The following is a 17,013-nucleotide window of genomic DNA, read 5'->3' as shown; positions in this document are numbered from 1 at the left end:
TCGTGCCGACGCCGGCGTTGGCGCCCTGCACGTCGCCGGCGGGCCGCACCTGGGCGTCGGGGGTGGAGCCCTCGACGATGTTGTCGAAGGTCGTGTTGAGCCCGGTGCTGAAGGTCATCACACCGGCCAGGAAGCCGATGCCGAGCACGATGGCGAGCGCGCTCATGAGCAGGCGCACCTTGCGGGCGAGCAGGTTGCGCCAGGTCAGGCGAAGCATCAGCCCGCCGCCTTCCGGGCGGCGATGTCCTGGAGGCCGGTCATCTTGTCGAGGATGGCGTCGCGGTCGGGCTCGCGGAGCTCGTCGACGATCGTGCCGTCGGCCAGGAAGACGATCCGGTCGGTGTACGACGCCGCGACCGGGTCGTGCGTCACCATCACGACGGTCTGGCCGAACTCGTCGACGCTGCGGCGCAAGAAGCCGAGCACCTCGGCCGAGCTGGTCGAGTCGAGGTTGCCGGTGGGCTCGTCGGCGAACACGATCGACGGCTTGCTGACCAGCGCGCGGGCGCAGGCCACGCGCTGCTGCTGGCCGCCCGACATCTCGCTGGGCCGGTGGCCCAGCCGCGGTCGCAGGCCGATGGCGTCGACGACGGCGTCGAACCACGCGCGGTCGGGCTTGCGGCCGGCCAGGCTCAGGGGGAGCAGGATGTTCTCCTCCGCGCTGAGGGTCGGGACGAGGTTGAAGGACTGGAAGACGAAGCCCACGCGCTCGCGCCGCAGGGTGGTCAGGTCCTTGTCCTTCAGCGACCCGAGCGAGGTGCCGTCCACGATCGCCTCGCCCGACGTGGGGGTGTCGAGCGCGGCCAGGCAGTGCATGAGCGTCGACTTGCCGGAGCCCGAGGGCCCCATCACGGCCGTGAACTCGCCCTTCATCAGGTCGACCGTGACCCCGTCGAGGGCCCGGACCTCGGCCTCGCCCTTGCCGTAGGTCTTGACCAGGTCGTGTGCGCTCGCTGCGACGCCGCGCGCCGACTCCCTGCTGGTCTCCCCCGTGGGCTGCTCCGTCATGTCGACGAGTCTGTCAGCGTCGTGCCAACGGCAGCCATGGGACAACACCCCGAGTCGACCCTGACATCCGTCAGGGTCGGCCCTAGGTTGTCGGCCGTGGGAGACGTCTTCGCCGGCCTGCTGACCGGTCTGTCGCTGATCGTGGCGATCGGTGCGCAGAACGCCTTCGTGCTCCGCCAGGGCCTGCGCCGCAGCCACGTCGCACTCGTGGTCGCGATCTGCGCCCTCTCCGACGTGGTCCTCATCGTCGCCGGCGTGGCGGGCATCGGCGTGGTCCTCGACCGTGCCGCCTGGGCCGTCGAGGTGGTCCGCTGGCTCGGCGTCGCGTTCCTGACGGCGTACGGCATCGGCTCGCTGCGGCGGGCCCGGCGTCCGCAGGCCCTCGCGGCGGGCGAGGGCGTGGTGGAGTCGCGCGGCGGCGTGGTCGCGAAGTCCGTGGCGCTGACGTGGCTCAACCCGCACGTCTACCTCGACACCGTGCTCCTGCTCGGCTCGATCGCCGGCACCCACGGCGACCCGGGCCGCTGGTGGTTCGCGGTGGGTGCGTGCGTGGCGAGCGTCGTGTGGTTCTCGGGTCTGGCGTACGGCGCCCGGCTGGCCGCGCCGCGGCTCGCCGACCCGCGGGCCTGGCAGGTGCTCGACGTGGTCATCGGGCTCGTCATGCTCGCGATCGCCCTGCGGCTCGCGCTCGGGGCCTGACGCCGGCGCCTACTCGGCAGGTGCGGTCGTCTCGCGGGCGACGGCCTCGGCGTGGCGCTCGTGGAGGCGGTCGCGGATCTCGCGGGCGTCGTAGTGGCGGCGGACGCGCTCGTCGCGGGCGACGGCGGCACCCGTCGCGACACCGGCGAGGATCCCGGCCAGGCCGAGGAGCTTCCATGCGCGCATGTCGACGAGGGTAGACCCACATCTAGGGCAGACTTCCGCCCATGGCACAGGCGTTGGGTCTCGACGAGGCGGTCGACCTCACCCGCAGCGGTGACATCTGGCTCTTCCGCGGCCGGCGCGCGCCGGACCGGGCGATCCGCGCGGTCACGAACTCGCCGGTGAACCACGTCGGCATGGCCGTCGTCGTCGACGACCTGCCGCCGCTGATCTTCCACGCCGAGCTCGGCAAGAAGCAGGTCGACATGTGGACCGGCGCCCACCACCGCGGCGTCCAGCTGCACGACCTGCGCGAGGCCGTCCAGCGGTGGCAGGTCGAGTACAAGCAGGACGCGTGGTTCCGCCAGCTCGGCCCCGAGATCGGCCGCGACGAGGAGGACGGCATGCTGCGCGCGGTCGCCCGCCTCGACGGCGTCTCCTTCCCCAGCCTGACCCGGCTCGCGGCCCGGTGGCTGCGCGGCCGCGACGCCTACGTCCCCCGCAAGAAGCGGGGTCGCCGGGTCACCCCGGAGGCGGCGTTCTGCGCGGAGATCGTGGCCACCTGCTACATCGAGATGGGCATCCTGCGCGACGACCGCAAGGCCACCTGGTACGACCCGGGCAAGTTCTGGAGCGGCGACTACCTGCCGATCTCCAGCGGCTGGACCCTGGGCAAGGAAGTCGGCATCGAGCGCTGAGCTATCGCGCGGCGCGGAGCATCCGCTCGCCGACCTCGCGCACGGCCTGCCGCAGCTCGTCCCCGCCCACCACGGTGAAGGACACCGGCACGAACGAGAGCCACTCGCCGGCGTACGCCGCTGCGTTGCTGGTGCTGCCGACGAGCTCGCACCGGCCGTCGGCGGTCTCGCGCAGCTCGCCGAGCGTGCGTCGGATCCACGGGCGCACCTCGTGTATGGGGGCGTCGAAGACGACGTGCGTCTCGTACTCCCAGCCCTTGCCGAGGTTGGCCTCCAGCTCGGCCGCCGGGTCGAGGTCGGCCGGCACCTCGAAGGTCTCCTCGAGCGAGGTGACCTCGGTGATCCGGTCGATCCGGAAGGTGCGGAGCGCGTCGGCGTGGTGGGAGTGGCAGAGCAGGTACCACCGGCCGTAGCGGACGACGACCGACCACGGGTCGACCTCGAAGCTGCGGGCGTTGCCGGCGGCGGTGCGGTAGCCGAAGCGCACCTGGCGCTGGGCGGCGACGGCCGCGACGAGCTCGCTCGTCACCGCCGGGTCGGGCCTCGCCGGCGAGCGGTCGGGGACCGTGCGCGCGGTCTCGCGCACCATCGTCGCCTGCCGCGCGACGTTGGTCGGCAGCACGCGCAGGATCTTGCCGAGGGCCGAGCCGACCGGGTCGTCGGGGTCGGCCACCGCGTGCTGGGAGTCGAGCGCGGCCATCACCAGGCCGAGCGCCTCGGTGGCCGAGAAGACGAGCGGCGGGAGCCGCAGCCCGCGGCCGAGCGTGTAGCCGCCGTAGGGGCCGCGGGTCGACTCCACCGGGATGTCGGCCTCACGCAGGATCGCGACGTAGCGCCGGGCGGCGCGCTCGGTGACGCCGAGCCGCTGCGCCAGCTCGGTCGCGGTGATGCCGGGGCGCGACTGCAGGATGTCGAGCGCCCGCAGCGCGCGGGCGGTCGGGCTGATCTCGCTCATCCGCAGATGGTCCCACCAGTACCGGTCGTGGAGCGTCCGGAATCCTCGTTAGCGTGGGGACAGCCCCTCCACCGACCCTCCGAGGAGACACCTGATGGACATCGTGCTGATCGCCGGACTCTGGCTCGACGGCTCGGCCTGGGACGACGTGCTGCCCGAGCTGGAGAAGCTCGGCCACCGCGGGATCCCGCTCACCCTGCCCGGGCAGGGCGACGGCGCCACCTCGGCGACGTACGACGACCAGGTGGCCGCGGTCGTCGCTGCGGTCGACGCGGCCGAGGGCCGGCCGCTCGTCGTCGGCCACTCGGCAGCGTGCACGCTGGCGTGGGCGGCGGCCGACCTGCGCCCCGACGCGGTCGCGGGCGTGGCGCTGATCGGCGGCTTCCCCTCGACCGAGGGCGAGAAGTACGCCGACTTCTTCGAGCCGGTCGACGGCGTGATGCCGTTCCCGGGCTGGGAGAAGTTCGAGGGCCCCGACTCCGACGACATGTCCGACGAGCTCAAGGAGTCGCTGCTCGGCGGGATGATCGCGGTGCCGGTCGGCGTCACCCGCGGCGTCGTGCACTGGACCAGCGACGCGCGCCACGGCGTACCCCTCACCCTCGTGTGCCCGGAGTTCAGCCCGGCCGAGGCGCAGGAGTGGATCGACGCCGGCGACGTGCCCGAGCTCGGCGCCGCGACCGCCCTCGAGCTGGTCGACATCGACTCGGGCCACTGGCCGATGTACACCCAGCCCGCCGCCCTGGCCGACCTCCTCGACGGGGCCGTCCGCCGCTGACCCCCGCTCCCCGCCCGACCGGATCCGTCATCCGAACCCGCACGCATGACCGCGGGTCCGGATGACGGATCCGGCGATTTCGGGGGAAGGTCTTGACAACGTACAACCATATGGTTGTACGTTAGTCCCATGGCCGAGACGGAGCAGGGCACCGAGGACCGGGCGGACGCCTGGTTCCACGCCCTCGCCGACCGGACGCGGCGCGACATCCTGCGGCGCGTGCTGGCCGGCGAGCACTCCGTCTCGACCCTGGCGGCGAGCTACGACATGAGCTTCGCCGCCGTCCAGAAGCACGTCGCCGTGCTGGAGAAGGCCGGCCTGCTGACCAAGCGTCGGCAGGGCCGCGAGGCCCTCGCGAGCGGCGACGTGGAGGCGGTGCGGTCGGTGGGCGCCATGCTCACCGAGCTCGAGGCGCTCTGGCGCGGCCGCATCTCCCGCATGGACGAGCTCTTCGCCAGCGACGACCCGACCACCCACACAGACAAGGACTGACCCATGCCCGTCACCGACGTGAAGCACGACCTCGACGCCCTCACCCTCACCATCACCGCCGACTTCGCGGCGCCGGTGGAGCGCGTGTGGGACGTGTACGCCGACCCCCGCCAGCTCGAGCGCGTCTGGGGCCCGCCCGGCTTCCCGGCCACGTTCGTCGACCACGAGCTCACCGAGGGCGGACGGATGAACTACTACCTGACCAGCCCCGAGGGCCAGAGGTTCTACGCCTACTGGGACATCGCCTCCGTCGACCGACCCACCGGCTTCACCTTCCGCGACGGCTTCGCGGTCGACGAGACCTTCACCGCCAACCCCGACCTGCCCGAGTCGCACCAGGACTTCGCGTTCACCGCGACCGACAGCGGCACCCGGGCCACCTTCCGCGCGACCTACGCCGACGCCGCCTCGCTGCAGAAGGTGCTCGACATGGGCGCCGTCGAAGGGTCGACGATGGCCATCAACCAGATCGACGACCTGCTCGCCTCCTGAGCGCCCCCACCGACCACGAGACCTGAGAAGAGACCAGCCATGCGACCCATCGTCATCACCACCTTCCTCTCCCTCGACGGCGTCATGGAGGCCCCCGGCGGGGGCGACCACCCGCACGCCGGCTGGACGTTCAAGGACGTCGAGTTCGACGAGGCGGCCTACGAGATCAAGGGCCGCGAGATCGGCGAGGCCAGCGCCCTGATGTTCGGCCGCCGGTCCTACGACGAGTTCGCCCCGGTGTGGCCGTCGATGGAGGAGTTCGCGACCTACAACGCGATGCCGAAGTACGTCGTCTCCACCACGCTCGAGGGCGACCGCGTGCCGTGGGGCGACGGCGAGGTCACCGTGCTCCGCTCGCTCGACGACGTCGCGGCGCTCAAGGAGAGCGAGGGCGGGGAGATCCACGTCCACGGCAGCGCGCACCTCGCCCAGGAGCTGGCGCGCGCCGGCCTGGTCGACCGCTACACCCTGCTCGTCTTCCCGCTGCTGCTCGGCAGCGGCAAGAGGCTGTTCGGCGACGGTGACAAGACCAAGCTGTCGCTGGTCGAGCACGCCGCCTACGGCAACGGCGTCACCCTCCAGCGCTACGACGTCGTGCGCTGAACGAGACGACCGTCGCAGGGCGGGTTCTGCCAGACTCGACCGGTGGAACTCGCCCTGCTGCTCGTCTCGATGGCCGCGGTCGTCCTGGCCGCCACCGCCATCAGCGAACGCCTGCACGTCCCCGCGCCGCTCCTGCTGGTCGTGGTCGGCGCCGCGGCGTCGTACCTCCCGGGTCTCCCGACCATCCACCTCGAGTCCGAGGTGGTGCTGCTCGGCCTGCTGCCGCCGCTGCTCTACGCGGCCGCGATCCAGACCTCGCTGGTCGACTTCAACGCCAACCGGGGCTCGATCCTGCGCCTCTCGGTCGTGCTCGTCATCGTCACCGCGCTCGCGGTCGGCGCGGTCGTGCAGTGGCTGGTCCCCGACCTGGGGTGGGCCGCCTCGATCGCGATCGGCGCGGTCGTCGCCCCGCCCGACGCCGTGGCCGCGACGGCCGTCGCCAAGCGGATCGGCCTCCCCCGGCGGGTGGTGACGATCCTCGAGGGTGAGTCGCTGCTCAACGACGCCACCGCCCTCGTCGCCCTGCGCACCGCCATCGCCTTCATCTCCGGCAGCGTCGCGGTGATGGACGTCGGCATCGACTTCGTCCGTGCGGCCGGTGGCGGCGCGCTCATCGGGTTCGCCTTCTTCTGGGTCGTCGCCAAGCTGCGCCGCCGGATCACCGACCCGCTGATGGACACCGGCATCTCGTTCCTCACGCCCTTCGCGTCCTACGTCGCGGCCGAGGAGGTCCACGCCTCCGGCGTCATCGCCGTCGTCGTCGCCGGGCTGCTGCTCGGCCACAAGGCGCCGATCATCCAGACCGCGCAGTCGCGGATCACCGAGCGGATCACCTGGGGCACCGTCGCCTTCATGCTGGAGAACACGGTCTTCCTCCTCATCGGCCTCCAGCTCGACTGGATCCTCGAGGACGTCAGCGAGTCCTCGCTCGAGCCCGGCCGCATCGTGCTCGTCTGCGGCATGACGCTGCTGACCGTCGTGGTCGTGCGCATGGGCTGGGTGTTCTCGACGCTGCTCTTCCGCCGCTTCGGCGGCAACCCGCTCCCGGCGTCGTGGACCTTCCTCGTCGGCTGGGCCGGGATGCGCGGCGTGGTCACCCTGGCCGCCGCGTTCGTCATCCCCGAGGAGACCGAGCACCGCGAGCTCCTCCTGCTCATGGCGTTCACGGTCGTGGCCGGCACGCTCCTCATCCAGGGGCTCTCGCTGCCGCTGCTCACCCGCCTCCTCGGCGTACCGTCCCCCGACCCCGCCGAGGACGCGCTCGCCCGGGCCGCGCTGCTCCAGCAGGCCGCCGACGCCGGCTTCCACAAGCTCAAGGAGCTCGAGTACGACGACCAGCACGGGGTCGTCGAGCAGATCCGGGCCCGGCTCGACCAGCGCACCTTCGCCGCGTGGGAGCAGCTCGCCACGGCGACCGGCGAGGAGACGCCGTCGGAGCTCTACGCCCGGATCCGCGGCGAGATGATCGACGCCGAGCGGGCCAAGGTGCTGCTGGTGCGGAGCAAGGGCAAGGCGCCCTCCGACGTCGTGCGGCAGGTGCTCGGCATGCTCGACATCGAGGAGTCGATGCTCGACGCGGGCACGTCGGCCCGCGAGAGCGTGCGCACCGGGTCGCTCACGATCAACACCGGGCGCTCGTGCGACGACCTCGACACGCACCCGGCGATCGAGACCGTCGCCGACCCGGTCTGCCAGACCTGTCTCGACGACGGCACCCGCTGGGTCTCGCTGCGCCAGTGCCTCGAGTGCGGCCACGTCGGGTGCTGCGACTCCTCGATCGGCAAGCACGCCACCGCGCACTTCCACGAGTCCCTCCACCCGGTGATGCAGTCCGCCGAGCCGGACGAGTCGTGGCGCTGGTGCTACGTGCACAACCTCACCGCCTGATTCCGGGGCTAGGCTCGAAACATGGGCGCCCCCGCGATCGTCATCGCCTCTGCCAACCACGCCGCCGAGCTGTCGGAGGCGTTCGCCCGCTACGAGCGGGAGTACGACGTCCGGCTCGTCGGCGACGAGCTCACGGCCAAGCTGACGGCCAAGGAGCTGATGGCGTCGGGCCACCAGGTCGCGCTGTTCGTGATCGACACCGACCACGACCAGGACAAGCTCTACACGCTGATCGCCGGGACCCGGAAGGTCGTCCCGACGGCGCGGCGGCTGATCGTGTCGCACATCAGCCGGTTCCGCACGGACAACGCCACCTTCCGCCACGCGGTCGCCGCCGGCAAGGTCGACGCGCTGCTGCTGATGCCGCAAGGACCACGCGACGAGGAGTTCCACGGGGCGGTCGGCGAGCTCATCAACGAGTGGAACGCCACGGTCGCCACGCCCGTGGTGGAGAACGTCCGGATCATCACGCCGGAGAAGGACGCGCTCACCCGCGACCTCCTCGACTACCTCGGCCGCGTCGGCATGCCGGCCGGCGTGCACCACCCCGACAGCGAGGTCGGCCGCGAGGTCATGGCGAAGTGCCCCGACGACGAGGGCCGTTGGCCGATCGTGAGCTCGCTCGCCGGATGGTGCGGCCACTGCCCCGACGTCCGCTCGCTCGCCAACCAGCTCTACGGACGCCCCGACGAGATCGACGTCGACGAGGTGGTCGACCTGGTCGTGGTCGGCGCGGGCCCGGCGGGCCTGGCAGCCAGCGTGTACGCCTCGAGCGAGGGCCTCTCGACGGTCTGCCTCGAGGCGGAGGCCATCGGCGGCCAGGCCGGCACGAGCTCGATGATCCGCAACTACCTCGGCTTCCCGCGCGGCATCTCGGGCATGCGGCTCGCCCAGCGCGCGCGCGGCCAGGCGCTCCGCTTCGGCACCCGGTTCTTCACCGGCTGGCCGGCGACCGGGATCTCACCGTGCGAGGACGGCGGCCACCACATCGTCCACACCGACGGCGGGAACGTGCACACGCGCTCGGTGCTCGTCGCGACCGGCGTCGACTACCGGCGCCTCGGCGTCGAGTCGATCGAGGAGCTCGTGGGCCGCGGCGTCTACTACGGCGCCGCGATGGCGGCCGCGCGCGAGCTCGCCGACGACCACGTCGTGATCGTGGGCGGCGGCAACTCCGCCGGGCAGGCCGCGATCCACGCGGCCCGCTTCGCGAAGGAGGTCACCATCGCGGTGCGGCGCCCGGACCTGACCGCCACCATGTCGTCGTACCTCATCGACGAGATCCAGTGGAACCCGCGGATCACGGTCCGCGGCTGCACGCGGGTCATCGACGGTGGCCCGGACGACGTCGACCACCTCGCGTGGGTGACCTTCGAGGACGTCGACTCGGGCGAGCAGGAGCGGGTCGACGCGCGCGGGCTCTTCCTGCTGCTCGGCGCGGCTCCGGAGTGCAGCTGGCTCCCCGACACGGTGCTGCGCGACGAGCGTGGCTTCGTGCTGACCGGACGCGACATCCCGCGCGAGCGGTGGGCCGAGGACGTACCGCCCGAGGACCTCGCCACGACGATGCCCGGCATCTTCTGCGGCGGCGACATCCGCTCGGGCTCGATGAAGCGCGTCGCCTCCGCGACCGGCGAGGGAGCCTCCGTCGTGTCGTCGGTCCACACCTGGCTGGGCCAGTAGTCCCTAGAGCTGGATCAGCAGGAAGACCACGGCCAGGGCCGGGAAGAGCCCCTGAGTGAGGGCCGCGCGGGCCATCGTCCGGTCGTGGGTGACGAGCACCAGCGCGGCACCGAGCATCGAGCCGGTGCCCGCGAGCGCGAGGGCGGTCCCGACCGCGCGCTCCGAGCCCAGCAGGGCGAGTCCGATGACGGTGATGATGCCGAGGAAGAGGTTGTAGAAGCCCTGGTTGTAGGCCATGGGCGCGGTGACCTCGGCCTCGGACTCCGACGTGCCGAAGGTCTTGCGGGTCGCGGGCTCGGTCCAGCGGAAGGACTCGAGCACCCAGATGTAGACGTGGAGCAGGGCGGCGAGGGCCGCGAAGACCACAGCGATGATCGTCATGGTCGGCAGCCTAGGGCCACCCCTGGGTGGGTGGTACGTCGTCGCGCGCGGGCGCAGAGTCGACCGTGTGGCTACCCCGCCGCCAGCACCGAGGAGGCCCTCATGGGACGACTGATCGGGATCCTGCTCGTCATCTGGCTCGTGATCGGCGCCTTCGCCGCCTACCAGCGCGGCTACTTCGACGACGGCGACAAGAACTGCTCCGAGACCAGCGACATCGTCCTCAACATCGTGGCCGGTCCGCTCAACTACACCGGCATCAACCCGAAGACGGACTGCTCGGACATCAACGTCCCGGAGCCGTCGAAGTAGGAGACGTCGAAGTAGGAGCCACCGCGCAGGTCATCGTCCCTGGTTGCGCGGGTGGTTCCTGGCGGTGCGCTCGTTGCCCCGGCGGTAGTTGCCGGTGACCCGCGCCATCAGCTCCTGCGGGTCGTCGTCCTCCACCTCGGCGAGGAAGCGGTTCGCGGCGCTGCCGCGGAGCACCGTGGCGCGCTTGCCGTGGTGGGTGATCACGACCTCGCCGCCACGCACGTCGTAGTCGAATCCCTCGGGCGCAGGCACGCCGGCACCGTACGACGATCCGTAGGCTGACCGCATCTCCCTTCTCGGGCCCGACGGGCTAGAGCCAGGTCGGCTTCCAGTCGTCGGGCGGGTCCTCCCCGACACGGCCGTCGACGGCCTCGCGGATCAGGTCGGCGTGGCCGGTGTGGCGGCCGTACTCCTCGAGCATGTCGAAGAGCAGCCGGCGCAGCCTCGGGTGGTTGCCGTTGCCGTCGTCGACGTGGGCCACCAGGTCGAGCCCGCCGTCGGCGAGCGCGGACGCGATCCGCTCGTCGGCCCGGAGGACTGCCTCGTCGTAGGCGGCGTACAGCTCGTCGGGCGCCATCACGTCGGCGTGCGCGAGCTCCCAGTCGTTGGAGCCGTCGTGGCCCATCGAGGTCCACGGCTCGTCGACCCGCTCGCCGCGGAGCTTGGTGAGGAACACGTAGTCCTCGGACGCGGCGAGGTGCAGCAGCAGGCCGCCCAGCGACAGGCTCGACGGGGCCAGCCGCTGCCGCAGCCCGGCTTCGTCGAGGCCGTCGGTCTTCCAGCGGAACGTGGCGCGCAGCCGACCGAGCGCACCGAGGAGGTGCTCGAGCTCGGTGCCGGCGAGCGGCGGCTCCCACGGCGGGGGGACCCAGATGTCGTCAGTGCTCATGGTGACGACGCTAGACCCGGATCCGGACGATCGGGGGCCGGAAGGAGTCACCGATCAGGTGTGGACAGGCATCCGGTCACGGGAGGAAGGTGGCCGGATGCGACGACTCGGAGCCTCCCTCATCCCCGCCACGCTCCTTCCGGTGGTGCTCGCCCTCACGCTTCCGGCCGCGGCCGACGCCGCGGTCGACAGGTCGAACGGCCCGGATCCCTTCGGGGACTGGACCGAGACGGTCCTCGATGCCGACCAGAACTTCCGCGGCCTCGAGGCCGTCAGCAGGACGGAGGCCTGGGTCACCGGCGAGAGCCTCACCGACGACGGCGCCGCCCGCGTCTTCCGCACGACCGACGGCGGCGACACCTGGGTCGACGTCAGCCCGGCCGACTCGGAGGGGCTGTCGTTCCGCGACGTCGAGGTGCACGGCAGGGTCGCGCACGTCCTGGCGATCGGCCCCGGCGAGGCGTCGCGCATCTACCGCTCGACCGACGGCGGGACGACCTGGACCGAGGCCTTCCGCAACCCGGACAAGAAGGCGTTCTACGACTGCATGGCGTTCTACGGCAACGGCAAGCGCGGCCTGGCGGTGAGCGACCCGGTCAAGGGCAAGCTGCGGATCCTGTCGACCGACGACCGCGGCGAGAGCTGGAAGGTGCTGCCCAGCAAGGGGATGCCGGCCTCGGCCGACGAGTTCGGCTTCGCCGCCAGCGGCGACTGCCTGGTGACCGTCGGCAAGGTCGCCTTCATCATCACCGGCGGCGCGCAGTCGCGGGTCCTGCGCTCGGACGACCGCGGCCTGACCTGGACGGCCACCGAGTCCGGCATCCCCGCGGGCGAGTCGGCCGGCGGGTTCGCCGGCGCCTTCGCCACCCCGGGCAACGGCATCGTCGTCGGCGGCGACTTCGCCGAGGCGGACGACACGGCCGACACCACGGCGTACACCCGCAACGGGCGCACCTGGACCTCCGGCGGCGACCTGCGGCACATCGGCGAGGACGTCACGTTCCTGCGTGGGACGCGGTACGCCGTCGCGACCGGTGACTACGACGGCTCGGCCGGCACGAGCACGACCTCCGACGGCGGTCGCACCTGGACGCGCGTGTCGAAGAAGGGCTACCACGTCATCGACTGCGTCGGGAAGGTGTGCTGGGCGGCCGGGAGCAAGGGCCGGGTCGGGCACAGCTGAGCCATCCGCGGCCCCGGCCGCACCGAACCAGGGGTGTGAGCCAGCCCGACACGACCCCGGACTCGATGTTCGCCAGCCGCAGCGTGCCCCGGCACCTCGTCCGGGGCGCGCTCGGCCTGCCGATGATGGTCGCGGCGTTCGTGCTCGTGCCCTGGCTCGGCCCGCTCGCGCTGCTGCTCGTCGTGCCCGCCGCGGTGCTGCTGCGCGGCTGCCCGACCTGCTGGGCCCTCGGGCTCGCGCAGACCTGCGCGATCCGCGACGCGGCCGGGCGACCGGAGCGCGGCTAGCCGACCGGCTGGAGCGGGTGGATCGACACCTCGCCGCTCAACGCGCCCTCGGCCGCACCGAACGCGGCGGCCACGTGCGGCGTGGCCATGTGGGCGTCCAGCGCCGCCGAGTCGGTCCACCGCTCGACGGTGACGAACGTGCCCGGCGCGCTCCCCGACTCGAAGAGGTCGTAGGCCAGGCAGCCCTCCTCCTCACGTGTCGCGGCGGCGAGCGTCAGGAGCGCCTCCCTGACCTGGTCGGCTGCCTCGGGCTTGGCGGGGATGGTGGCGACGACCTGGAGCTCGCTCATGGGGTTGCCTGTCAGGAGAAGGGGTGGGGCGTGGAGCCCCAGTGTGCGCCCGGGCCTGTGGATGAGGGAATGCCTCGTGCGACCCGACATGGTCGGGTGTCCCCATGGACGAGCTCCCTCCGCGAATGACCCGCCACCTCGAGTCCCGCTACACCCAGGCTCAGGAACACCCACCCGCCGGGCACGCGTGAGGACGGGTGGCAGCGCTGGCTCCCCGCCGACGACTCGGACCTGTCCGACGTCCGGGTCTGGCTGTCGTGCCTCGCACTCGCTGCGTACTCGCCAGTGGTCGGGGAGGTGGTGCGGGACTCGTGGGAGCGGGAGCTGGACGTCCTCCTGCGCGACCTCGAGCAGGCCGATCCGACCGTGGGTGCCGAGCTCGTCCAGCTGGTCGTGGCGGGACTGTCGATCAGGCGCGTCCTCGACCCCGACCTGACGCACGAACGGGCCGTGGCGCTCCTCGAGCACGCGGTGTCCGCACTCGGGTGAGCGAAAGTTCTCGTGCACCGCGCCAAGCCGCCACCGGCCCCTGCACGGAAGTTTTCGTGCACCCCGCCACGCCGCGGTCGAGGAGCGTGCGGCCCGAGGACTGTTCCGTGCTGGCTACGCTCGCCGGGTGACCGCAGCCTCCCGCCTCCCCACCGCTCCCCTCCTCGCCGCCGGCCTCGTCGGCGGCTTCGCGCTCGCCCAGCAGACCGGCGTACGTCCCCTCGGCGGCGCCGCGATGCTCGGCGCGAACGCGGTCGCCGCGAAGCAGTGGTACGCCGTCGGCGGTGCGCCGCTGGCCGCCGGGCTGACCGCGGCCTACTGGACCGCGATGGGCGTCTCGCACCCCTTGGCCAAGAAGGTCGGCACCTGGCCGTCGGTCCTCGGCGTGGCCACGGCTGCCGCCGGCGCCGCGTGGGCGCTGTCCGACCGCCGCCGCTGAGCGCGCTCAGGCGCGGTCGTGCAGCGTCACCTGGTAGCCGTCGGGGTCGGCGAAGGTGAAGGTCCGGCCGAACGGGCCGTCGATCGGCGCGGCGACGATGGTGTGGCCGTCGGCGACGAGCGCATCGTGGATGTCCTGCACGTCGGTCGCGTGCAGCCAGATCGCGGCACCGATGCCGGGCTGGGCGACGCCGCCGAGGTCGGTGCCCGGCGCGAGGTCGCGGATCGCGAACGCGATCGGCTTGGTGTCGAAGACGACGGCGTGGGGCGGACCTGCGTCGGACTTCACGAGGCCGAGGTAGCGCTCGTAGAACGCGCGGGACGCGTCGAGGTCGCGTGCCTGGAGGGAGATGAAGTCGGGTCCGGTGACGGGCATGGGGTGCTCCTTCGATTGGTGTCAGTTATCTGACACGTGAATCTATGTCAGGATGCTGACATGAGTCAAGACGGCATCGAGCTCGAGACGTCGCTCGGCTACCTGCTCAAGGAGGCCTCGAGCGCACTGCGCCACGCGATGGAGCAGGTGCTGCGCCCGCTCGGCATGACCATCACGCACTACTCCTGCCTCGAGCTGCTGGCCCAGCGGCCGGGGGTGTCGGCCTCGGACCTCGCGCGCGGCACCTTCGTGACCCGCCAGTCGATGCATACGCTCCTGCAGCAGCTCGAGCGCGACGGCGACGTCACCCGGGCGGAGTCGGCGCCGGTCGGCAAGGCCCTGCCGACCACCCTCACCCCGCAGGGGCGGGCACGGCTGGCCGAGGCGTCCGCGGCGGTGCGGTCGGTCGAGGTCCGGATGCTCGCCGGTCTCTCCGCCTCCGACCAGGCCGCGGCGCTCAGGATGCTGCGGGGCATGGTCGACGCGCTCCAGGCGTGAGGTCAGTCCTCGGGGAGCTCGGCGAAGGCCTTCTTCATGTCGTTGTACCAACCGAGCGACTTCTTCGGGTGGCGCCAGCGTCCCTTCATCTCCTTGCGGGCCGGCAGGTGCGCCTCGTCGCCGTCCTTCTCGGCCTGCTTGAGGTGCTGGTCCTGCGCGTTGATCACGTCGTCGTGGGTCTCGCCGTGGTGGGCGAGGTCGCACGGGCCGCCCAGCTGGCGGCAGGTCATGGTCTTCATCGGGTTCTCCTGTGGTCGGGTGGGTGGGGTGGTCTGACTGGTCAGCGGCGCTCGGCGCCCTTGCGGCGTACGACCTGCGCGAGGGCGTCCGGGGCGGCGCGCAGGACGATCGCCCGGACCCGGCCGTCGGCGACCTCGAAGTCGAAGGCGACCTTCGCCTCGCCCCGCAGGTACCACGCCGCACCGGGCCGGTCGCCGACGTAGACGGCGAGCGCCGAGTGGGCGCTGCCGTTGAAGAAGCCGGCCATCGCCTCGCGCCCCTCGATCGACGACGGGGTGCCGGACAGGATCGCTGCCTCGTCGGCGCTGAGGGCGGCGTCCGGGGCGAGCAGCTGGAGGAGGCGCTCGAGGTCCCCGCCGCGGGCGGCATCCATGAAGGCGTCGACGACCTCCCAGTCGGCGAGCGCGTCGTCGGTCCGGGGCTGGGCGACCTTCGCCCGGGCGCGAGAGGCGAGCTTGCGGGCCGCCACGGGTGAGGTGTCGAGGACTGCGGCGATGGTGCCGAACTCGAAGCCGAAGCTGTCGTGCAGCACGAACGCCACCCGCTCGCGCGGCGACAGCCGGTCGATCACCGCCTGGAGCGCGATGCCCACCGTGTCGGCGAGCGCGACGTCGTCGGCCGGGTCGGGAGCCGTCTCGGCTGCTCCGACCAGGTCGACCTCCTCGACCGGGACGGGCGTCCGGGCCCGCAGCCGGTCGAGGCACAGGCGGGTCGTGACCGTCGTCAGCCAGGCGGGGAGGCTGTCGATCTCCGTGCCGCCGTCGCGCGCGCGGTCGAGCCGGAGCCAGGCCTGCTGGACGACGTCCTCGGCCTCGGCGTGGTCGCCGAGCACCCGGCTCGCGATGCCGGTGAGCCGCGGTCGCTCCGCCTCGAACGCCTCCGCCAGGTCCAGCTGGTCACCCTGCTCGTGCATGTCGGTCCTCCCCGTCTGCATCATTCCAACTCCCTGACGAACCGGGAGGCGCGAGTGTGACCGGCAGCCCGGACACCTTCCTAGGACGTGGCGCTGGGAACGGTGGCGCACACTGGAACGCATGGCAGCGCTCACGCTCGCGACCCGGTCCTCCCTGGCAACGGCGGCCCTGGTGCTGCTCGCGGGCTGCACCAGCGAGCCGGACGCGGGCCCGGCACCTGCCGGGGAGTCGAGCGCGACGACGTCCGCCGAGCCGGAGGCAGCCGAGACGCCGACGGAAACCCCGACCGAGACCCCGACCGAGACCCAGTCCCCCGAGCCGCCGCCGAACCCCATCTCGATCGCCGCGCTCGCCCAGGCCGACCTCACCGGCGGCGGTCTGCGGCTGGGAGCGGTGCGCGAGCGGACGCCCGCCTACACGTCGTACGACGTCACGTTCGCCTCGACGACCGCGGGAGACGGGACCGCGCCGCTGCGCATCAGCGGCGTGCTCAACGTGCCGACCGGGCGGGCACCCCAGGGAGGGGGATGGCCCGCGGTCGTGCTCGGCCACGGCTACATCGACCCGGCCTACTACGTCCGCGGCCAGGGCATGACCCGCGAGCGCGGCTTCCTGGCCCAGCGCGGCTACGTCGCCCTGCACGTCGACTACCGCAACCACGCCGAGTCGAGCGACGACCCGCGGATCGAGTCCGCCGTGCGGCTCGGGTACGCCACCGACGTGATCGCCGCGGCGCAGGCGCTGCAGGAGTCGCGGGACGTCCGCGTGGACCCCGACCGGATCGCGCTCTTCGGCCGGTCGATGGGCGGCGGCGTGATGCTCAAGGCGCTCGCGATCGACCCGGGGCTCTTCGCCGCCGGTGTCGGCTGGGCCTCGGTGTCGAGCCTCGAGGGCCAGAACTTCGACCACTTCCAGCGACCCGACGCGCCGGTCGCCCAGCTCGAGGCGGCCTTCCGCGGCCGGCACGGCCTGCCCGACGAGGACCCCGCCTTCTGGCGGGGCGTCTCGCCGCGCCCGAGCTTCGGTGACATCACCGAGCCGGTGCTGATGGTCCACGGCCGCTTCGACGACACCTGCCCGCCGCCGTGGGCCACCGCGACGCAACGCGCGCTCACCGAGGCCGGCGTCGACTCGACACTCGAGTGGTACGACGACGGGCACGCCTTCGGCCCGGCCTTCGTCGCCGCGATGGACCGCACCGTCCGGTTCCTCGACAACCGGATGCCCGCCTGAGCACCCGGACGCGACGAGGGGCCGGG

Annotated in this window: 24 protein-coding genes and 1 pseudogene; 15 read left to right on the top strand and 10 right to left on the bottom strand. The window is 72.3% G+C overall.

The window, feature by feature from the left end; all coding sequences use genetic code 11:
• Positions 1-216: 216 nt before the first annotated feature.
• Positions 217-1,008, bottom strand: coding sequence for an ABC transporter ATP-binding protein (locus BLV76_RS07895; protein WP_090968635.1), 792 nt, complete (start codon positions 1,006-1,008; stop codon positions 217-219).
• A gap of 96 nt (positions 1,009-1,104) precedes the next feature.
• On the opposite strand from BLV76_RS07895, the gene BLV76_RS07890 reads away from it, so the two are divergent.
• Entirely contained in the window at positions 1,105-1,707 is a 603-nt protein-coding gene (locus BLV76_RS07890; protein ID WP_245734592.1) for a LysE/ArgO family amino acid transporter, read from the top strand.
• A 9-nt stretch (positions 1,708-1,716) separates the two neighbouring features.
• Here BLV76_RS07890 and BLV76_RS22470 read toward each other — a convergent pair whose 3' ends face one another.
• Entirely contained in the window at positions 1,717-1,893 is a 177-nt protein-coding gene (locus tag BLV76_RS22470) for a hypothetical protein (protein WP_175539603.1), read from the bottom strand.
• Between the two features lie 41 nt (positions 1,894-1,934).
• Here BLV76_RS22470 and BLV76_RS07885 point away from each other — a divergent pair, with 41 nt between their 5' ends.
• The gene (locus BLV76_RS07885; protein WP_090968633.1) at positions 1,935-2,567 is read left to right on the top strand and encodes a hypothetical protein; all 633 of its coding nucleotides are present in this window, start codon (positions 1,935-1,937) and stop codon (positions 2,565-2,567) included.
• 1 nt (position 2,568) lies between these two features.
• Here the strand turns inward: BLV76_RS07885 and BLV76_RS07880 are convergent, their stop codons facing one another.
• Entirely contained in the window at positions 2,569-3,522 is a 954-nt protein-coding gene (locus BLV76_RS07880; RefSeq protein WP_090968632.1) for a helix-turn-helix transcriptional regulator, read from the bottom strand.
• A 94-nt stretch (positions 3,523-3,616) separates the two neighbouring features.
• Between BLV76_RS07880 and BLV76_RS07875 the strand changes: the two genes are divergently transcribed.
• The 6 genes from BLV76_RS07875 to BLV76_RS07850 all read left to right on the top strand — a co-directional run bounded on the left by BLV76_RS07875 (position 3,617) and on the right by BLV76_RS07850 (position 9,457).
• Positions 3,617-4,300 carry an alpha/beta fold hydrolase gene (locus tag BLV76_RS07875; RefSeq protein ID WP_090968631.1) on the top strand — a complete coding sequence of 228 codons (684 nt, stop codon included), beginning with the start codon at positions 3,617-3,619 and terminating at the stop codon, positions 4,298-4,300.
• 129 nt (positions 4,301-4,429) lie between these two features.
• Complete coding sequence (locus BLV76_RS07870) at positions 4,430-4,792, top strand: ArsR/SmtB family transcription factor (protein ID WP_090968630.1); 363 nt, start codon at positions 4,430-4,432, stop codon at positions 4,790-4,792.
• Positions 4,793-4,795: 3 nt separating this feature from the next.
• On the top strand, positions 4,796-5,284 hold the full coding sequence (locus tag BLV76_RS07865; RefSeq protein WP_090968629.1) for an SRPBCC family protein: 489 nt from the start codon (positions 4,796-4,798) through the stop codon (positions 5,282-5,284).
• 39 nt (positions 5,285-5,323) lie between these two features.
• Positions 5,324-5,887 carry a dihydrofolate reductase family protein gene (locus BLV76_RS07860; protein ID WP_090968628.1) on the top strand — a complete coding sequence of 188 codons (564 nt, stop codon included), beginning with the start codon at positions 5,324-5,326 and terminating at the stop codon, positions 5,885-5,887.
• A gap of 42 nt (positions 5,888-5,929) precedes the next feature.
• Positions 5,930-7,774, top strand: a complete 1,845-nt coding sequence (locus BLV76_RS07855; protein WP_090968627.1) for a Na+/H+ antiporter — start codon at positions 5,930-5,932, stop codon at positions 7,772-7,774.
• 21 nt (positions 7,775-7,795) lie between these two features.
• Positions 7,796-9,457: an NAD(P)/FAD-dependent oxidoreductase gene (locus BLV76_RS07850; RefSeq protein ID WP_090968626.1), complete on the top strand. Its 1,662-nt coding sequence runs from the start codon at positions 7,796-7,798 to the stop codon at positions 9,455-9,457.
• Positions 9,458-9,460: 3 nt separating this feature from the next.
• Here the strand turns inward: BLV76_RS07850 and BLV76_RS07845 are convergent, their stop codons facing one another.
• Positions 9,461-9,838, bottom strand: a complete 378-nt coding sequence (locus BLV76_RS07845) for a DUF1304 domain-containing protein (RefSeq protein ID WP_090968625.1) — start codon at positions 9,836-9,838, stop codon at positions 9,461-9,463.
• A gap of 102 nt (positions 9,839-9,940) precedes the next feature.
• On the opposite strand from BLV76_RS07845, the gene BLV76_RS07840 reads away from it, so the two are divergent.
• Positions 9,941-10,150, top strand: coding sequence for a hypothetical protein (locus BLV76_RS07840; protein WP_090968624.1), 210 nt, complete (start codon positions 9,941-9,943; stop codon positions 10,148-10,150).
• 30 nt (positions 10,151-10,180) lie between these two features.
• Here BLV76_RS07840 and BLV76_RS07835 read toward each other — a convergent pair whose 3' ends face one another.
• Both BLV76_RS07835 and BLV76_RS07830 read right to left on the bottom strand, forming a co-directional pair.
• Complete coding sequence (locus BLV76_RS07835; protein WP_245734591.1) at positions 10,181-10,402, bottom strand: hypothetical protein; 222 nt, start codon at positions 10,400-10,402, stop codon at positions 10,181-10,183.
• A 58-nt stretch (positions 10,403-10,460) separates the two neighbouring features.
• Complete coding sequence (locus BLV76_RS07830) at positions 10,461-11,039, bottom strand: mycothiol transferase (protein ID WP_090968622.1); 579 nt, start codon at positions 11,037-11,039, stop codon at positions 10,461-10,463.
• 97 nt (positions 11,040-11,136) lie between these two features.
• Here BLV76_RS07830 and BLV76_RS07825 point away from each other — a divergent pair, with 97 nt between their 5' ends.
• On the top strand, positions 11,137-12,222 hold the full coding sequence (locus BLV76_RS07825) for a beta propeller repeat protein (RefSeq protein WP_090968621.1): 1,086 nt from the start codon (positions 11,137-11,139) through the stop codon (positions 12,220-12,222).
• A 35-nt stretch (positions 12,223-12,257) separates the two neighbouring features.
• Positions 12,258-12,509, top strand: coding sequence for a hypothetical protein (locus BLV76_RS07820; RefSeq protein WP_090968620.1), 252 nt, complete (start codon positions 12,258-12,260; stop codon positions 12,507-12,509).
• On the opposite strand, the gene BLV76_RS07815 is transcribed toward BLV76_RS07820, so the two are convergent.
• Positions 12,506-12,799 (bottom strand): putative quinol monooxygenase, encoded by a 294-nt coding sequence (locus tag BLV76_RS07815; RefSeq protein WP_090968619.1) that lies wholly within the window; start codon positions 12,797-12,799, stop codon positions 12,506-12,508. The genes BLV76_RS07820 and BLV76_RS07815 overlap by 4 nt on opposite strands.
• A gap of 216 nt (positions 12,800-13,015) precedes the next feature.
• Between BLV76_RS07815 and BLV76_RS07810 the strand changes: the two are divergent.
• Together BLV76_RS07810 and BLV76_RS07805 are read left to right on the top strand one after the other, a co-directional pair.
• A pseudogene (locus BLV76_RS07810) lies at positions 13,016-13,288 on the top strand (TetR family transcriptional regulator C-terminal domain-containing protein); the annotation flags it as partial.
• A 127-nt stretch (positions 13,289-13,415) separates the two neighbouring features.
• A complete protein-coding gene (locus BLV76_RS07805; RefSeq protein ID WP_090968617.1) occupies positions 13,416-13,727 on the top strand; it encodes a hypothetical protein in 312 nt (103 codons plus the stop codon).
• 6 nt (positions 13,728-13,733) lie between these two features.
• Here BLV76_RS07805 and BLV76_RS07800 read toward each other — a convergent pair whose 3' ends face one another.
• Entirely contained in the window at positions 13,734-14,102 is a 369-nt protein-coding gene (locus BLV76_RS07800) for a VOC family protein (RefSeq protein WP_090968616.1), read from the bottom strand.
• A gap of 60 nt (positions 14,103-14,162) precedes the next feature.
• On the opposite strand from BLV76_RS07800, the gene BLV76_RS07795 reads away from it, so the two are divergent.
• A complete protein-coding gene (locus BLV76_RS07795; protein WP_090968615.1) occupies positions 14,163-14,600 on the top strand; it encodes a MarR family winged helix-turn-helix transcriptional regulator in 438 nt (145 codons plus the stop codon).
• 2 nt (positions 14,601-14,602) lie between these two features.
• Here BLV76_RS07795 and BLV76_RS07790 read toward each other — a convergent pair whose 3' ends face one another.
• Both BLV76_RS07790 and BLV76_RS07785 read right to left on the bottom strand, forming a co-directional pair.
• Entirely contained in the window at positions 14,603-14,839 is a 237-nt protein-coding gene (locus BLV76_RS07790; protein ID WP_090968614.1) for a DUF1059 domain-containing protein, read from the bottom strand.
• Between the two features lie 41 nt (positions 14,840-14,880).
• On the bottom strand, positions 14,881-15,753 hold the full coding sequence (locus tag BLV76_RS07785) for a sigma-70 family RNA polymerase sigma factor (RefSeq protein WP_090968613.1): 873 nt from the start codon (positions 15,751-15,753) through the stop codon (positions 14,881-14,883).
• 121 nt (positions 15,754-15,874) lie between these two features.
• On the opposite strand from BLV76_RS07785, the gene BLV76_RS07780 reads away from it, so the two are divergent.
• The gene (locus tag BLV76_RS07780; RefSeq protein ID WP_090968612.1) at positions 15,875-16,987 is read left to right on the top strand and encodes an alpha/beta hydrolase family protein; all 1,113 of its coding nucleotides are present in this window, start codon (positions 15,875-15,877) and stop codon (positions 16,985-16,987) included.
• The last annotated feature ends 26 nt before the right edge of the window (positions 16,988-17,013 follow it).

Origin of the sequence: Nocardioides exalbidus, from assembly GCF_900105585.1 — a bacterium.
In the GTDB taxonomy this organism is placed as follows: Bacteria; Actinomycetota; Actinomycetes; order Propionibacteriales; family Nocardioidaceae; genus Nocardioides; species Nocardioides exalbidus.
This window is presented reverse-complemented; position numbering and strand designations above follow the sequence as displayed.

Bases quoted from the DNA above. Each gene is read 5' to 3' on its own strand.
- BLV76_RS07895 (WP_090968635.1), bottom strand. From the start codon at position 1,008: ATGACGGAGCAGCCCACGGGGGAGACCAGCAGGGAGTCGGCGCGCGGC.
- BLV76_RS22470 (WP_175539603.1), bottom strand. From the start codon at position 1,893: ATGCGCGCATGGAAGCTCCTCGGCCTGGCCGGGATCCTCGCCGGTGTC.
- BLV76_RS07885 (WP_090968633.1), top strand. From the start codon at position 1,935: ATGGCACAGGCGTTGGGTCTCGACGAGGCGGTCGACCTCACCCGCAGC.
- BLV76_RS07880 (WP_090968632.1), bottom strand. From the start codon at position 3,522: ATGAGCGAGATCAGCCCGACCGCCCGCGCGCTGCGGGCGCTCGACATC.
- BLV76_RS07875 (WP_090968631.1), top strand. From the start codon at position 3,617: ATGGACATCGTGCTGATCGCCGGACTCTGGCTCGACGGCTCGGCCTGG.
- BLV76_RS07870 (WP_090968630.1), top strand. From the start codon at position 4,430: ATGGCCGAGACGGAGCAGGGCACCGAGGACCGGGCGGACGCCTGGTTC.
- BLV76_RS07865 (WP_090968629.1), top strand. From the start codon at position 4,796: ATGCCCGTCACCGACGTGAAGCACGACCTCGACGCCCTCACCCTCACC.
- BLV76_RS07860 (WP_090968628.1), top strand. From the start codon at position 5,324: ATGCGACCCATCGTCATCACCACCTTCCTCTCCCTCGACGGCGTCATG.
- BLV76_RS07850 (WP_090968626.1), top strand. From the start codon at position 7,796: ATGGGCGCCCCCGCGATCGTCATCGCCTCTGCCAACCACGCCGCCGAG.
- BLV76_RS07845 (WP_090968625.1), bottom strand. From the start codon at position 9,838: ATGACGATCATCGCTGTGGTCTTCGCGGCCCTCGCCGCCCTGCTCCAC.
- BLV76_RS07840 (WP_090968624.1), top strand. From the start codon at position 9,941: ATGGGACGACTGATCGGGATCCTGCTCGTCATCTGGCTCGTGATCGGC.
- BLV76_RS07830 (WP_090968622.1), bottom strand. From the start codon at position 11,039: ATGAGCACTGACGACATCTGGGTCCCCCCGCCGTGGGAGCCGCCGCTC.
- BLV76_RS07825 (WP_090968621.1), top strand. From the start codon at position 11,137: ATGCGACGACTCGGAGCCTCCCTCATCCCCGCCACGCTCCTTCCGGTG.
- BLV76_RS07815 (WP_090968619.1), bottom strand. From the start codon at position 12,799: ATGAGCGAGCTCCAGGTCGTCGCCACCATCCCCGCCAAGCCCGAGGCA.
- BLV76_RS07800 (WP_090968616.1), bottom strand. From the start codon at position 14,102: ATGCCCGTCACCGGACCCGACTTCATCTCCCTCCAGGCACGCGACCTC.
- BLV76_RS07795 (WP_090968615.1), top strand. From the start codon at position 14,163: ATGAGTCAAGACGGCATCGAGCTCGAGACGTCGCTCGGCTACCTGCTC.
- BLV76_RS07790 (WP_090968614.1), bottom strand. From the start codon at position 14,839: ATGAAGACCATGACCTGCCGCCAGCTGGGCGGCCCGTGCGACCTCGCC.
- BLV76_RS07785 (WP_090968613.1), bottom strand. From the start codon at position 15,753: ATGCACGAGCAGGGTGACCAGCTGGACCTGGCGGAGGCGTTCGAGGCG.
- BLV76_RS07780 (WP_090968612.1), top strand. From the start codon at position 15,875: ATGGCAGCGCTCACGCTCGCGACCCGGTCCTCCCTGGCAACGGCGGCC.